11 protein-coding genes are annotated in these 15,679 nt (G+C 31.8%); 2 read left to right on the top strand and 9 right to left on the bottom strand.

What is annotated here, in order from left to right; translation table 11 throughout:
• Nucleotides 1-89 precede the first annotated feature (89 nt).
• From BWZ22_RS12770 to BWZ22_RS12730, 9 genes are all read right to left on the bottom strand, one after another.
• Nucleotides 90-989, bottom strand: coding sequence for a M43 family zinc metalloprotease (locus BWZ22_RS12770; RefSeq protein ID WP_076700552.1), 900 nt, complete (start codon nucleotides 987-989; stop codon nucleotides 90-92).
• A 63-nt stretch (nucleotides 990-1,052) separates the two neighbouring features.
• A complete protein-coding gene (locus BWZ22_RS12765; protein ID WP_076700550.1) occupies nucleotides 1,053-1,874 on the bottom strand; it encodes a hypothetical protein in 822 nt (273 codons plus the stop codon).
• Nucleotides 1,875-1,899: 25 nt separating this feature from the next.
• Nucleotides 1,900-2,697 carry a hypothetical protein gene (locus BWZ22_RS12760; protein ID WP_157607965.1) on the bottom strand — a complete coding sequence of 266 codons (798 nt, stop codon included), beginning with the start codon at nucleotides 2,695-2,697 and terminating at the stop codon, nucleotides 1,900-1,902.
• A gap of 31 nt (nucleotides 2,698-2,728) precedes the next feature.
• Nucleotides 2,729-4,000, bottom strand: a complete 1,272-nt coding sequence (locus BWZ22_RS12755; protein ID WP_076700545.1) for a hypothetical protein — start codon at nucleotides 3,998-4,000, stop codon at nucleotides 2,729-2,731.
• A 50-nt stretch (nucleotides 4,001-4,050) separates the two neighbouring features.
• On the bottom strand, nucleotides 4,051-5,241 hold the full coding sequence (locus tag BWZ22_RS12750) for a hypothetical protein (RefSeq protein ID WP_076700543.1): 1,191 nt from the start codon (nucleotides 5,239-5,241) through the stop codon (nucleotides 4,051-4,053).
• A gap of 23 nt (nucleotides 5,242-5,264) precedes the next feature.
• Nucleotides 5,265-6,677: a RagB/SusD family nutrient uptake outer membrane protein gene (locus BWZ22_RS12745; protein WP_083692340.1), complete on the bottom strand. Its 1,413-nt coding sequence runs from the start codon at nucleotides 6,675-6,677 to the stop codon at nucleotides 5,265-5,267.
• Between the two features lie 11 nt (nucleotides 6,678-6,688).
• The gene (locus tag BWZ22_RS12740; RefSeq protein WP_076700538.1) at nucleotides 6,689-9,991 is read right to left on the bottom strand and encodes a SusC/RagA family TonB-linked outer membrane protein; all 3,303 of its coding nucleotides are present in this window, start codon (nucleotides 9,989-9,991) and stop codon (nucleotides 6,689-6,691) included.
• A gap of 308 nt (nucleotides 9,992-10,299) precedes the next feature.
• Nucleotides 10,300-10,728, bottom strand: coding sequence for a RidA family protein (locus tag BWZ22_RS12735; protein ID WP_076700535.1), 429 nt, complete (start codon nucleotides 10,726-10,728; stop codon nucleotides 10,300-10,302).
• Nucleotides 10,725-11,957, bottom strand: a complete 1,233-nt coding sequence (locus BWZ22_RS12730; RefSeq protein WP_076700533.1) for a pyridoxal phosphate-dependent aminotransferase — start codon at nucleotides 11,955-11,957, stop codon at nucleotides 10,725-10,727. The genes BWZ22_RS12735 and BWZ22_RS12730 overlap by 4 nt, the downstream gene beginning before the upstream one ends.
• Nucleotides 11,958-12,146: 189 nt before the next feature.
• On the opposite strand from BWZ22_RS12730, the gene BWZ22_RS12725 reads away from it, so the two are divergent.
• On the top strand, nucleotides 12,147-12,563 hold the full coding sequence (locus tag BWZ22_RS12725; protein WP_076700530.1) for an Lrp/AsnC family transcriptional regulator: 417 nt from the start codon (nucleotides 12,147-12,149) through the stop codon (nucleotides 12,561-12,563).
• A 1,553-nt stretch (nucleotides 12,564-14,116) separates the two neighbouring features.
• The gene (locus BWZ22_RS12720; RefSeq protein WP_198027614.1) at nucleotides 14,117-15,649 is read left to right on the top strand and encodes an O-antigen ligase family protein; all 1,533 of its coding nucleotides are present in this window, start codon (nucleotides 14,117-14,119) and stop codon (nucleotides 15,647-15,649) included.
• Nucleotides 15,650-15,679: the final 30 nt, after the last annotated feature.

Raw genomic sequence — 15,679 nt, 5'->3', positions numbered from 1 at the left:
AATTATATTACTAAATAATATTCTCATTGAGATATTGATAAGATGTAGAGTTGTTAAAATTAAATTTATTAGTTAGATTTTTTTAAACACTATTCTTCTTTTGTTATTAAATACGCCCTTTCATTATTTAATACTGAAATCATTTTTTCTATTTGTCCTGGGCTAAAATGTCTTCTGCATAAACCAGCAGCATCTGCTCTGGTTCTCCCCGATGACGTCATAAAGTTAAACGTATCTGGATGGTATTTTTCACCAATAGGGTCTGTTTCTGTTCCAATATAAACACAATCTTTCATGTTAGACTCCTTAAGGCCTGGCGAAGCAGGTGTGTCACAAATTTTATCACCTGCTTCTGCACAATTAGACCCGTTGACTAACTCAATTCTTCCTTGGCTATCTTTAAAATCATCATCTATATGATAAAGTCCTAAATAATGCCCTATTTCGTGTGTTGCTGTTGCCGTATTTTCAATTTCTACAGAAGTAGCACTTAATTTTATGTTATTACCTTGATTTGGGAATAATGCTGTTGCCCCCAACTCTCCAATAATTTCACCATGGCGTCTATTTAATAATTTGATAAAATAAAATATATTTAACGCATTTTCATCTTCAAATGAAGCTAAAACTTTACTTTCAGTAAAATCATCTTGCTTTACAAATTGGGTATTCCATGGTGTACTATCAATAAATTTAATGGCTTTAGTAAAAAATTGAATTTTTCCTGATTTATAATTTTTATTTATATCTCCCATTATTTTTTTTATACGTTGTTCTGAAACAGCCGCATTATTACCATTATTATCTCTAGATATATGATGCACAACGGGTATTCTTAAGGTATCATTTGAGAGAACTCTAATAGTGTTATTAGAAATTTCATTTTCTGCCTTTAAATCTTGTTGAACTGTAACCCCGTCTTTTTTTTCTCCGCTAGAAATTAGCGAGAAAAAAAACACAAGTGCATGTATAGCTTTTGTTATTCCCATGTTTTAAACTTTTTACATTTTTTTATACCACCGAAATTAATAGCAAACTCTACACTCTTTATTTTAATCTTCAAAAAATGTCTCTAAAAATTCATACCGATTAGGTATATTCTCTTTTACCCAATTTTCAATATTTTGAGATAATCGTCCTGGATATTTAACCATGGTGTATACAAATATGGCGGTTTCAGGTATGTCTTCTACGTTTGGATTATCCTCTGCATATTTGGTTACAAAAATACCATCTGTATTTTGGGCATTTTTCCAGGTTGTACTTGTTCCATACCTTTTTTCAAAATAAACATGTGTTGTTTCATGAAAAACCGTTTCTTCGAGTTGATTATCCGCTAGTCTTTCATCTATTCTCTTATCAGAGATAAAGAAAAATTTACCATCGGGTTCAGCAGAAGCTCTACTTGCGCCAGAAAACACAGCTACATGGCTTAATTCATCTCTCATAAAAACAGGTAACTTACCTAATTTATCTGTTAATTTATTAGCATACTCAGTGGCGCGTTGCAGAGTTTCAAAATTACTACGACACCAAATACCAATTTTTTTACCATCAGTAAACGACGCTTCAAAAACATAAGCGTTAGAGTCTAGTGTGGGTTCTACTCCTGGTATTTCTTTAGCAAACTGTCCTAAATACTCAATACCTAAAAATGTGTCTGGATCTGTAGACTTAATATAATCGATACCAGTACCAGATACCGAAAACTCAAATAAAGGTGTATTATCTCCCTCATTGGTATTCTCGTCATCACTACCATTTTCTTGATCTTTAAGATCTTCTCTAATAAATGGTTTTTTGTCTGAGGTGCAATTAGTAAATACCAACAACATCAACAGAAAAAAAACTCTAGCTATACTTTTTAATTTCATAATTTAATTTTTTTATTCTGTTTTTCTAAAAGAACTTTTCTAAAAATTCATATCTGTTAGGAATATTAGTTTTCACCCATTGTTCTATTTCCTTTGATAATCTATTTGGATATGTTTTCATGGTGTAGACAAATAATGCCGTTTCCGCAATGTCTTCTTGATTAGGTTTGCTTTTGGCATATTCTGTTATAAATGATTTATCGGCTGCTTGAATTGCTTTCCACCCTTTACTTTTTGCGTATTTCAAATCAAATGTGACATGGCATGTTTCATGAAAAACGGTTTCTTCTAGATCATTATTGCGTATTCTGGTATCCATATTATCGGAATACAGCACAAAAAAACCACCCTCATCTTCTGCAAAAGCTGTATGATTGCCAGTATGAATTACGACATGGTTTAAAGTATTACGCATAAATGATGGTAATTTACCCAGTCTGCTTGTTAATTTATCGGCGTATGCTTTGGCTTTTTCCTTATTGCCAAAGCTACTGTGTAACCAAATTTCAACAGATTTATCATCGGAAAAAAGCGCTTTAAACACATAGGTGCCATTATCCATTAAACCTTCATCTGAAAGTCCCCCTGGCATTTCTTTTGTTTGTTGACCAATGTACTTAAGATTTAGAAAGGCATCATTATCGGTTTCTTTAATAAAATCAATTTCTGTTGCCGTAATCGAGGTTCTAAATAAAGGTTTTATTTCGTCCTTTATTCTTTGAGCAACTTTAGACCTATCATTTTGCAACGAATTGTCTGGTTGAACATTTCTACAACTCGATACAAGCAGCAATAAAGAGATCATGACAACATATCTTTCCATTCTTTCAATACTTTATTAATTATTTTTTTATTTATAAAGCTTCAAAAAATATAGTACCATTCTTTTCGGTACCATCTGAAGTTTTTAATGTAAATTCTGATAATTCTATAAAACCTTCTGAATTAGAATAACTTCCAAAGCCTCTAAAGGTATATTCAACGGTTCCACTATCCGATTCGCAGGTAAAGGTTTTTTCGGCTATAATAACTTCAGAGCCTCCTGCTTCTTCGCCAAAGAATACTCCTAATTCAAAATCATTATTACAACCTAAGTTTAAGAAGTCTCCAGAAAGGATATATTCATAACAATTTTCTGGATTTTGGGTAAATATACCAACCCCAAAGCTCTCGTTTCCATCAATATTTACAATACTATTATACTCGCCTTCAAAACTACATCTATCCCGTTCGTTTCCGCCACCATTTGAAATTTGATCTATAAATAAATTTCCTGAAATGGTTTCTCCATCTCCGGTTAGGGTATAGCCAAAAAATTCCATAAACCCATCATTACCACTAAAAAAACCTGAAGCATTAAATGTATATTCTATGGTATCACCTGCTTCATTAACACAATTAAAAGTAGCATTTTCGATAAGGGCATTCCCTTCATTTCCGCCTTCTACAAAAGGATCTAAGAACACTATAAACTCAATATTTTCATTGGTACAACCTAAATTTAAAAAGTCTCCGCTTATTAATATTTCGTTACAACTATCTAATAAAGAAGCTACTATAATATTATCTCCATTATTAGAGTCTCGAGCTTGTAGTTCGCCTTCAAAATTACTAAAATCGAAATCTAAATTACAGCCTTTGTATGGGTCTGTTCCATTCATATACTCATCTATATTAGAGACACCATCGTCGTCACAATCTGAGTTAGACCATATTTCATTATCAGAATCAAAACCAATATAACCTTCATCTTGCTCAGGCATGCAAGGGTTTTGTGGTGCTTCATCTAAAAAATCTGGCACGCCATCGCCATCGGTATCGGTATCCTCGTTTACGTAGGGGTTGCGAGTTTTATCTTCAAACTCATCTGCATTTGAGACCCCATCACCATCACAATCTGCATTTTGCCAAACCGCATTAAAAACATTGAAATCAGTATATGTACCATCTTTAACGGGTAAACACGGATCATCAGGGAATTCGTCTAAACTGTTAAGCACGCCATCGCCATCAGTATCCATTGCTTCGCTAATAAATTCTTCATTATTTTCGACGCATGAATAATTAAAAACCAATGTAAAAACTACTAACAAAAGTGACCATTTTATATTTATTTTATATTTCATAATTCTTGCTTTATTATGTTGATATTGTGTAAAATCTGTTAATTTCACTGCTATAACGGCCTGATAATTAGTGTTCCGGTAGTTACTCTTTCATCATCAGGGATATCATCATCTAGTTGTGTGATGATATATGTTAACTCTACGGTTCTAGAAGCACCTGCATAGGTTCCTAAACCTTCTACCGTAAAGTTTCTACTAGACATTCTGTCTTCTGATAAACATGAATACTCTGTGAGTTCTACAAACACTCTACCATTAGATGATGTTTGATCTGAAGGTTCAAAATAGAAAGGTATACGTACATCATCATTAAAACAGCCTTGGTTAAAGATACCTCCTCCGGTAAAGAATATAGTACCACATTGTTCTCCAACAACCCCAATAGTAACGCCTTCTCCGTTGTTAGAATCTACTGTTCTTAACTCTCTAGCGTAATTTTCTAACTCGAAGTTAAATATGTCATTACAAGGTATATCTGGAAAAGGATAAGGCGATCTTCCAGCGGCAACTTCATCTCCATTAGAAATACCATTACCATTACAATCTGCTGCTGCCCAAATGTCGTTCTCGGCATCGAAGTCTTGATACCCAATAAATTGTTCTGGTAAGCAAGGGTTATTTGGATCTGAATCTACATCATCCTTAAGTCCATCACCATCGGTATCTCCTATGGACGATTCATCAAAATACGGATTAGTACCATTAGTTAATTCATCTATATTAGAAATACCATCTTGGTCGCAATCGGCCTCACGCCAAATACTATTGTAAGAATTGTACCCAGTATAATTTACATCTTGTACAGGTAAGCAAGGGCTATTGGGATCACTATCCATACTACTTTCAACACCATCGCCGTCTGGATCGTTTAAATTTCTTCGAATGGTTACGTTGGATATTTTTGTTTCTTGTTGTTTTTTAACTTCAATAACTAGATTAACTTCGTCTGTAATATCTGAATTAAAAAACTCTGGACTTTCAACTATTATTTCTCCATACCTTAACCCCAGTACAACACTATTTTCTGGTGTTTGAGAAATTAAAGAGAAGGTAACCTCGCCTTTATTAGAGCTTCCTTTTAAAAAGCCTAGGGTATCTCGTTTTTTTACAACAATTGGTGCTTCAATTGTAAAATCTTCAGTATTTATTAATATCCCAGAGACATTATCTTTAGACTCATCACAAGAAAAGCTAATTAATAAGAGAAATACACCTATTATAGATTTAAAAATTGTTTTCATAATTATATTTTTTACATTTGAGACTACTGTCTTGGATTTTGTTCTATTTCTGGATTTGCAAGAATGTAATTGTTTGCAATGGGTAATGCCCAATTGAGACTATTTGGTGTTATAGAAACTGTTTCTCCATTAAAACTATGAGTAACAGTTATGTTGTCGTTATCAAAACGATTATAACGTTTAATATCAAAAATTCTTAAGGTACTCATGGCTTTCTCTCTTCTAATTTCATCTTTTACAAAGGCGATTAAATCGTCTTGATCTGTTATGTTAACAGGAACATAGGTTCCAGTTTTAAAACGATTTACCCTTAGTGTGTTTAAATCGTTATTCGCTAGTTCTATATTACCCAATCTGGCATAACATTCTGCACGCATTAGATACAAATCTGCAGTTGTTAAAGACACATTGGTGTTATTATTAGCTCTATGGGCAACAAGTACAGGGTTGTCTATCTCTGCAAAGAAATAGGTTCTGGCATCGGCAAACCATTTTTTTCTTTGGTCGTTATCATCATATAAACCATAAAATTCTGGTGTGGTTACTAAAGTAAATCCTCCGGAATCTTTAAACCAAATTAATTGCTCGTCTTGAACGGCCAAAGGATATGCTAACACATTGGCATCTCTTGGATCTGCTGGGTCATTATTAATATCTCTCAAACTATTTTTTAAAGCTAAGCCTTTATTAGCAGCTTCAAGAGCTTCTTCATATTTAGCTTGGTAAATTAAAACACGAGCTAAAAACGCATAAGCTCCAGCTTTAGAGGGTCTAAAACTTAAATTTGCTGGTTGTAAATCTGGCAGAGCCTCTATATTATTATTAATATCGTTAAGAATAAGGTTATACACTTCGGCAACTGAGGCTCTTGTAAAATCTGCACCTTCCAATTCTATTCCATCTCTAATAGGCACCCCTAAATCAGTATCTGCGGTTTCAGGATTGTAATGCACACTATAAATGTTTACCAAATTAAAATAAGCAAAAGCGCGTTGTAATGATGCGTCTGCTCTTACTTCGGCTATAGCTTCTGGCGTGCCATTTTCAACCGTTTTTAATCCTTCTAGAACCACATTGGCAACGTAAATTTGATTGTAATATCTAATCCAGTTATTATCGTCTCCATTTTCTGTAGAAATTTGTTCTTTAAATAAATACAGATTAATTTCTTCTGGACTAATACCAAAACTGGCTCGTGCTTGTTCTGTTAATAAATAATTATCGCTTGCTATAATGGTAAAATCATGATGTGTACCAAACCCCTGTGTAAAGTTTACGTTTGGATCTGGTTCTACTTGATCTAATAGCGCTCTAAATTCTTCTATTTTAGACGGTATAACTTTTCCTTTGGGTTGAAAATCCAAGAAATTGTCTCTAGTACACCCGGTTAATACGAACGTTACTAATATAATAATGATATATTTTGTAGTTTTCATAAGTCTGGATATTAAAATGTTGTCGTTAAGTTAAGTGTAAAGGTTGGAGGAATGGGTATGGTTCGACTTACAGGATCGACATCCCATTTATTAAAATTCCAAACTTTAAGATTATCTGCTTGCAAGCTTACCGTAAAACTATTCATAGATAATTTCTTAGTTAGAGTTTCAGGAAACTGGTAGGATAAATTAACTTGAGATAAACGAATGTATGAAGCATCATCGGTATTTCTATCTGATTCGTTTAGATACAAATAAAGAGGTGTTTGCGTTTCATTTGGCGATGTAAGTCTAGGCACATCGGTAAGTAATTCGTCTCCAGGTTGTTGCCATCTGCTTACATAATCGCTATACACATTGTTTTGAAAAAATCTAGGGTCGTAATTTCTTTCAAATCGAAATCTATTTCCACCAGAATACACTGTAAGCACTCGTAATGATAAATTTTTATAAGTAAATGTGTTGGTTAATGAGCCAGTACGTGTAGGCGATCTAGAACCTTCACTTTTTAAAGCCTCTATAGCACCAATATCTCCACCCACTTCTATAATATCATTATCTTCATTAAAGAAAGATGGATTCCCTTGTTCATCTAAACCTGCATATCTAAAGCTATAAAAATTATCAACCGGGTCTCCAACTACAAAAGAGTTAGCGTCATATTGTGTAAAAAGGAATATTTCACCAGGATTACTTTCGTCTATACTAGTTATTTCATTTTTATTTTGACTGTAAAGTATTCTTGTATCAAATTTAAAATCTTTGGTATCTATAATTCTTAAACCTAAATCTATATCTATACCTCTGTTGTATAGTTCGGCAACATTTAAGAATGAAGAAGATAAACCATAGGTTGGACTTATATTGCGTCTTGCCAATAAATCTTCACTGTTTCTATTATAAAATTCTACACTTCCATAAATTCTACTGTTTGCCATAGAAAAATCTAATCCTAAATTAAGGGTCTTTGTTTTCTCTAGACGTAATGTTGGGTTAGGAGGGTTTGAAATAGTTAGGTAGTTGTTTAAAAAACTTCCCTGATCTCGACCTTGTCTGGCTACTAAAAATGGCGATGTATTTCTATCTACATTTCCACCAGAACCAAAGGTTGCTCTTAAATTAAGATTATTAAAAAATGTAGAATTAAAGAAATTTTCTTTAGTGATATTCCATTTTAAACCTACTGAAAATAAAGGTATGTTTCTAAATTCTTCGGATGCACCAAATAGATTGGTATCATCTAACCTCATACTCCCCGAAATGGTATAACGCTTATCAAAATTATAAGCACCGTTAACGTAGTACGATAAAAACCTATTTTCGGTATATGTTAATCTCGAATTTGAACTAATTAATCGTTGTCCGCCAAAAATGGGACTAGAATAAAGGGTGTTAAAATTAGGTTGTGTAAAAATTAGGGATTGGTCATTGTATCCAAATTTACGATCTCTATTAAACTCTGATATTTGTTTACGCACCTCGTACCCAGCTATGGCATCAATATTATGAAGTCCATCCTTAAAACTAGTTGAATAATTTAATTGCCCTCTAAAAGTGTTATCTGTAGTACTTCTTGTGGAGGTATCTAACAAAGAACCTACGGGAACTGGAGTTTCTATGACTTGGCCAGTTTCATCTACTTGAGCAAAGTAGTTTACTAAGTTTCTGGTTGTGAATCTATTTTCGTTTAGTAAGTTACGACCAAAATACGACGACCATAAATATTGGTAACTTAAATCGATTTTTAAACCTTTTAAAATTTCGTAATTTAATCCTGTTTGAATACGAATATCTGTTGTTGTTGAAGTATTATCCATATTGTCTGACTCTTGCTTAAGATTAAAAGTCCAAGGATAAGGATAACCTTGTCTTTGCGCTAGTTGAGAACTTTCAATATTTACACCACCACGCATAGGTAGGTAATTACCATTGTCATCCACAATACGCTCAAACACAGGATAGTTTATTAAGTAATCTACAGGCCCTGTACTAATACCAAATTCACTTTTGGTTTGCGATATATTACTGGAAAATCGAGCTTGTAATTTATCGGTAAACTTATAATTACCTACGACGTTTAAAATAAATTGATCTGACTTATCTTTTACAATTTCTCCTTTATTTTGATTGTATACCAGTGAGGAATTAAAATTATATTTTTCGCTACCACTAGACACACTTAAATTGTATTGATTCCACAACTTTTGTCTTAAAAAGAGTCTAGAATATTCTTCTCTACCATCATTATTTCTAAGAGCCTCTATTCTACCGTCGGCCGTGGCAATATCAATATCTCCCCTTTGAAGCCTTAGCAAAGTTTCTCTAACGGCGTTGGTTTGATATAGTGAAAATTCATTTAAGCTGCCATCAAATAGATTTCTTTGTTGCGAATACTGCTCGAAATTAAACAAACCTATTTGATAATCTACTTGTGTGCTAGGATCGGCATAGGGTGCTTCAAAAATATCCTGTTTTAAAGTTACTGAGGAATTTACAGAAAGATTTACCGCCAATTTACTGTTATTTTCACCTTTTTTAGTGGTAATTACAATAACACCATTAGCAGCCCGAATTCCCCAAATAGATGTTGCCGCCGCATCTTTTAAAATAGTAATAGTTTCCACGTCGTTAGGATTTATAGTACCAAAACCTCCTGGTATAGCAAATCCATCAACAACAACTAAGGGCTCTGTAGTAGCATTAATAGAACTTCTACCACGAATTACAAGTCCGATATTATTTTTTTCTTGAATAAACGGATCAAACTGTACACCTGGAGCTTCCCCTGCAATTTTACCAATAATACTCTGATCTATTTTTCGCTCTAAAACCTTAGTATTAATTTTTGCAAAAGATCCAGTTGCACGTTCTTCACTAATCTTTTGATATCCTGTAGAAAATATTTCTACTCCATCTAGTTCTTCAGCCGAGGGACTCATTTTCACATCATAAAATATTCTACTATCTACTGTTAACTCTACATCTCCATAACCTAAATACGAAAATAATAGCACGTCTCCTTCCTTTGTGTTTAATCTAAATTTACCGTCAAAATCGGTAGTTGTTCCTTTACTTGTTCCTTTTATAATGACGGTAACTCCTATTAAAGGTGCATTACTTTGATCTGTAACTTTACCCTCTATACTTTTTTGAGGAAGTTTTAAGTTTGATTTTTTCCATTTTACTTCAAAAAAATCAATGTTCTTGTTTATAGCTCCTATGCCATACTTAAGACCATAACTTTGAAAAAATGTTAAAAACAAACTTGTAACTAATAATGTTTTCTTTAAAACATGATGAAGTTTGGTTTTCATAGATGATTGTTTTTTTGATGACTCGAATAAAAAACTTATAATTACAAATAATTCAATGTTTTTTTATTTATAATGTTTTTAATTCAGTACAATTGTTATTGTTTAGATAATTATATACCATAAAGGTAATTTTATTAATAATTATTTAAAAGTTGATTTTTAGGATAAATCGACTTTTTTTCATTGAAACAACTTTTTTAAACATTAACAAAAAGGATTCAATGGTTTTCTTAACGATTTATTAATTTTATTTTAAAATTAAATGTAAGTCAGTAAAAAAGCTATAGTTATAACGAAATACCCACTTCTTAATTAACACTACAAACTAATGTTATTTCTACAGGTGCATTAGATGGTAAAGATAACACACCTATTGCTGCACGACTTCCTATACATAGAATTCCTAAATTATTTATAATAATTTCTGATGCAAAATCTGCTATTTTAGAATGCATTGTAAAATCTGTTTCTGTATTTAAAAAAACACTCATTTGCAATACCCTAGAAATTTTTTCGTCAGCCTCTAAACAGTTAACAGCTGCATTAATAGCATTTAATGTTGCTATTTCAACAGCTTCTTTATATGTTTCAACAGGTGCCGTAGCTTTTATTTTCCCCGAATAAACTAGTTTACCATCTTTTCTAGGTGTCATGCCCGATGTATAAATAACATTAGCATGCCTTACAGCTGGAATATACTTACCCTGTGGTATTGGATTTTTATTTACTGTTTTCATAAGGCATATATTTCAACCATTTTTACAATTCGTTTTGCAGCCTCTATTGCAGCATCATGGTCTTGCGAAAAATTAAGCCTAATACTATCTTTTAAATGAGGTGCAAATTCTGATGCTGGCGTAACTGTTACATGTGCTTGATATCTTAATAACCTAACAAACGTATTTAAATCTACACTTAATGCTGGTAATTTAGGAAACAAGTAACTTCCCGCTTGAGGAGTTGCTGTTTGAAGGTTTGCATTTCTAAAAATTTTAAGTAACTCGTCGCGTATAGCTTCATGCTGATTAATTCTATTTTCCAACCATCCGTCGGGTTCGTTAAACCAAGTTTCAAAAACAGCTTGATTATAACCTGCCGCTCTTAAAGAAACAATTGCCTGTAAACGTTCCATCCTATCTATTATGCTAGGCGTCCCAAAAGCTACTCCTAAACGATAACCACTCAAAGATTCTGTTTTAGAAGGCCCCATTATTGTAATAAGGTTTTCTGGCTGCACTTGGCATGAACGTAAGTGTGTATAAACCTCACCACTATAAAGCATTCTAGAATATAATTGATCTACAATTACGGTTACATTATAAGTGTTTGCTAAAACAGCAATATCTGTTATCATTTTTTGTGAATACACTAACCCTGTAGGGTTGTTAGGTGTTGAGAAAACTAAAACTGTGGTACCTTGTTTAAATGCCGTTTCAAGCTCATTAAGATCGAGACCATTATTAGAATTAGACTCTAAATAACGCAACGTAATAGGCATGACTTGACCTCCAAAAAATTTAACTAGTTTTCTATTAGCAAAGTAATCTGGTTCTACAACCGCTACTTTAGTTCCTGTAGCTACAGTTGCCCCTAAAGCCAAAAACAATGCACCTTGAGTTCCTGGTGTTAAAATTAATTCACTATCTGCCAAGACAGGCTTTTTTGTAAAATCCCCAAGACGTTTTGCTAAAGTTTTTCTTATATCCAAAGCACCTCGGTATTCAGTATAAGCCTGTGAAGCTCCTCGACTAAACCCCTCTTCCCAATACTTTTCTGAATTTGGAGTAGGAGGAAATGCGTCAATATCTCCATGAGAAAAATCAACAGACACTCCTTCTAACTTCCTACCTTTCATTATATTATCAAGTTGACTTAAGTCCTGTCTTACTTCTTGACCTGGAGCATTCTCTGCTTCAAGCGCCTTAAACTTTTCATCTAATGTTTTTTTTATCAAATTCTTAATCATTTATTTGTATTTAGCTTACAATTCATATCACTAAACCTAATTTATTGCGTATTTTCAACAATTAAATAGATTATATTATTAATAATTCAAAAATACAACCACAAACAAACGTTTTAAAATTGATTAAATGTTATTTTTAATATATTTACCGTTAATAAAACAAAAAAATAACAAAAAAATAACGATTCAATGGTTGACAACACAGATAAAAAATTATTAGATATTTTAAAAGAAAATTCCCGTTTATCATTTGCAGATCTTGGAAGAAAAATAAATTTATCTCCATCTTCAGTGAGAGAACGTGTACAAAAATTAGAAGAAGAAGGTGTTATTAAAAAATATGATATACAAATAAATAATAAATTAATAGGGTATGATTTAGAAGCCTTTATTTTACTAAAAGTTTTTCCTGGAAAATTGAAATATGTTATTAATAAAGTTCATGAATTTCCTGAAATTACAGTAGCGCATCGTATTACAGGAAATCAAAATATTCATTTAAAAGTTGTTGTAAAAAATCAATTATGCTTACAAAAGTTACTAGACAAATTAATGCAATTTGGTGATACTAATACTTTTTTGATTTTATCAGAAATATCAAAATAAGCAACTATTTTAATATATTTATCTACACGTAACCTCTAACAAATCCATACAAAATACAATATTTTCTTTATTTTTCTTTGAATGTTTTCTCAAACTTAAAAAGCTTTTTTTTAAACTACTTTTGAAGATTCCACTTAATATCGATGTCATAGCACACTATATTTGCAAGAAAAAATTACTTACGTTTATGTTTTTAGACTATTTAGTATTGCAAAATATCCCCTTTTAAGAAAATACAGTTTAAAACACATAACAAACTACTGCCAAATACCTTTCATTTCCCTTTTGTTTCTAGAACTAATCTGTTAGTTACGATAATAATTGATATAACGAAGAAAGTAAAAATAGGTAAGTGAAGACAAAAGTCAAATCGCTTCTAAATAGTCCTCTAAAATTATGAAAATTCAGATTAAAAAGTGTTCAAAGATTTGTTCACTTTTTTAATGGTTTTAAATGCCTTTATTTGGAAATAAACAAAACACCTAAAAACAAAAAAACACTGATAATCATACGATTAACAGTGTTTTGATTTTTCCTATTACTAGGTTTGTCGGGGTGGCAGGATTAAATCTATACTCTGCCATGTATTATAAACACTAGAAAATTAACAGGAATTATTTCATATGTTAACCTAATTGTACACTAAATCACAAAAGAACTATTAAAAGATAAAATTTGTTTGTCTTTATTATTATAAGGATACAAATCATATTTTAATCTAACTAGTTACTACAATTTACACTTTTTTAAATATGAGTTAAGTTAGGGCTCTATTAGAACCAAATGTTTTCTAGATTATCTAGCTAAATTGCTACAAACTTTCCTGTTTTAACTTCGTGCCCTCAAATATGTCCAAGTATCTATCTTGGCTAAATATTATTTTTCCTCAAAAATCATTGTGTTACTTAAATTAAAATAATTCAATTGCATAGATCTAAAATAAAGCATTAAAAACTCACCTATAAATCAAGTGTGCCTACTACATTATTTTAGACAAAAGGGAGTTTTATGTATTGCTGTGGCTTTTTAACACTAATTATTTGCAAAAACAGGATAGTGCAGGATGTGATTTGTAAGTAAAAATCTTTTTTTTGGGTAAAGCCTTTACCACAAAAGGCATCTCTCGACAATTAAGGAAAATAATATATTAAACACTTATGTCTAGAGGTAAAATTGTATCAAATTTTCTTGACTTTGAATCAAAAAAGTTTTTAAATATTCTCTTTGTTATAGTTTTATTAGTATGTATTCCTCAAATAAATATAACAAGCTATCCTCAATCAACAATTACTAGTAAGTTTATCGTATTTGTCTATTTCTGTGCAGTTTTGTTAGGAATAAGCTCTTTCTGGATTTTAAAATCGAAAGTAACTAACCTCTCATTATCTCGTTTGGATATTGTTTTAGTAGCTCTGCTTATTTATATAGTAACAAATAGATATTTATTTCAAACAAATTATAGTTTTTCTATTAGATTTATTGAATTATTAGGGATTGGATTCCTTTATCTGATTTTTAGGATCCTAGATATTAAGACGTTTTACTGGTTGTTATTGGCTATTGTAATCTCTGGCATTATTCAAGCCATTTATGGCAACCTCCAATTATTAGGATATTATCCATCTAATCATTCAGGGTTTAAATTAACAGGAAGTTATTTCAATCCTGGGCCTTATGCGGGGTTTCTAGCCTCTGTTTTTCCAATTGCTTTAGGTTTGTATCTATTTAGAGAAAAAGTGATTAGCAGCCTAGTTTTGTTTAATGCAAGCACGAAAAGGGATTTAATTCTCAATACTATAACAAAACTTTCATTTGAGTATGTTCCCTTACTCGGTATAATAAGTATTGTTCTAATCATTCCCGCTACACAATCTAGAGCCGCATGGTTAGCTGTTTTAATAATTAGTCTGCTTTTGTTTGAGCTGCGTTATCAAATTTTAAAGACACTTTTTAAGCAACTAACTAATTTAAAAAAAGCTATTTTAATCGCTGGTTCTGTATTGATTATAGGGATAAGTCTATTTGGTATTTATCATCTTAAAAAGGGCTCTTCAGACGGGCGTTTATTTATTTGGAAAACCGCTACCGAAATTATCAAGGATAACCCATTTTTTGGTGTAGGTTTTGATCGCTTTAAGGCTTACTATATGAACTATCAAGCTCATTACTTTTCAGAGCATGGAGAAACTCCAGAAGCTTTGGTGGCGGACAATTCGTATTATGCCTTTAATGAGTTTATTCAATTTATAACCGAACAGGGAGTCTTTGGTTTTATCATATTGATACTAATTTTATATTTCATTATAAAAACATCTGCCAGAAAAGAAAACAAGGAGTTAAGTATCATTTTAAAAATAAGTTTAGTGTCCATTGGGGTCTTTGCGTTTTTTTCATATCCCATGGAAATCCTTCCTATTAAACTTATTATGCTTGTTTTGTTGGCTGGTTTAGCCTTGTTAGACCAAAGCAAAACAAAGCGATTTCAAAGTTTAAAAATTAATTCTTCTATTAAACTTGCTTTAAAAACTTCAATACTAGTAAGTCTTCTATTAATAAGTGTCTTTAGTTTTAATTATGTAAATAGATTAGATGCCAGCTTTAAAAATTGGAAACTGGCTCAAAGCAGTTATCAATATGGTGATTATGAAAGTGCTATAGCAGAATACCAAGCAGCTTACCCCAAATTAAAGAATAATGGTGAATTTTTAATGAATTACGGTAAAGCACTTTCTATTTACAAACAGGATAAAAAAGCCATACAAATTTTAGAACGCTCAAAAACACATTTAAACACCACTATTATTGAAACCGCTTTAGGGGATACTTATAAAAACATGAAACAGTACAAACAAGCAGAAGCTGCTTATAAACATGCTGCTAATATGATTCCGTCACGGTTTTACCCACCTTATTTATTAGCGAAATTGTATGATGAGAGCGGACAGAATGGAAAAGCATTAGCTATGGCGAAAACTATATTAAGTAAAGATGTTAAAATACCATCAACCGCTATAAAAGAAATACGGCAAGAAATGAAACATATAATCACAAAAACAAATTGTTTAACTAAAAACCAATGCCAATGATATAAAGTGTTTTTTTACAATAAGGGAATC

It is taken from the genome of Seonamhaeicola sp. S2-3, assembly GCF_001971785.1.
GTDB lineage: Bacteria > Bacteroidota > Bacteroidia > Flavobacteriales > Flavobacteriaceae > Seonamhaeicola.
This window is presented reverse-complemented; position numbering and strand designations above follow the sequence as displayed.

Bases quoted from the DNA above. Each gene is read 5' to 3' on its own strand.
- BWZ22_RS12770 (WP_076700552.1), bottom strand. From the start codon at position 989: ATGGGAATAACAAAAGCTATACATGCACTTGTGTTTTTTTTCTCGCTA.
- BWZ22_RS12765 (WP_076700550.1), bottom strand. From the start codon at position 1,874: ATGAAATTAAAAAGTATAGCTAGAGTTTTTTTTCTGTTGATGTTGTTG.
- BWZ22_RS12760 (WP_157607965.1), bottom strand. From the start codon at position 2,697: ATGGAAAGATATGTTGTCATGATCTCTTTATTGCTGCTTGTATCGAGT.
- BWZ22_RS12755 (WP_076700545.1), bottom strand. From the start codon at position 4,000: ATGAAATATAAAATAAATATAAAATGGTCACTTTTGTTAGTAGTTTTT.
- BWZ22_RS12750 (WP_076700543.1), bottom strand. From the start codon at position 5,241: ATGAAAACAATTTTTAAATCTATAATAGGTGTATTTCTCTTATTAATT.
- BWZ22_RS12745 (WP_083692340.1), bottom strand. From the start codon at position 6,677: ATGAAAACTACAAAATATATCATTATTATATTAGTAACGTTCGTATTA.
- BWZ22_RS12740 (WP_076700538.1), bottom strand. From the start codon at position 9,991: ATGAAAACCAAACTTCATCATGTTTTAAAGAAAACATTATTAGTTACA.
- BWZ22_RS12735 (WP_076700535.1), bottom strand. From the start codon at position 10,728: ATGAAAACAGTAAATAAAAATCCAATACCACAGGGTAAGTATATTCCA.
- BWZ22_RS12730 (WP_076700533.1), bottom strand. From the start codon at position 11,957: ATGATTAAGAATTTGATAAAAAAAACATTAGATGAAAAGTTTAAGGCG.
- BWZ22_RS12725 (WP_076700530.1), top strand. From the start codon at position 12,147: ATGGTTGACAACACAGATAAAAAATTATTAGATATTTTAAAAGAAAAT.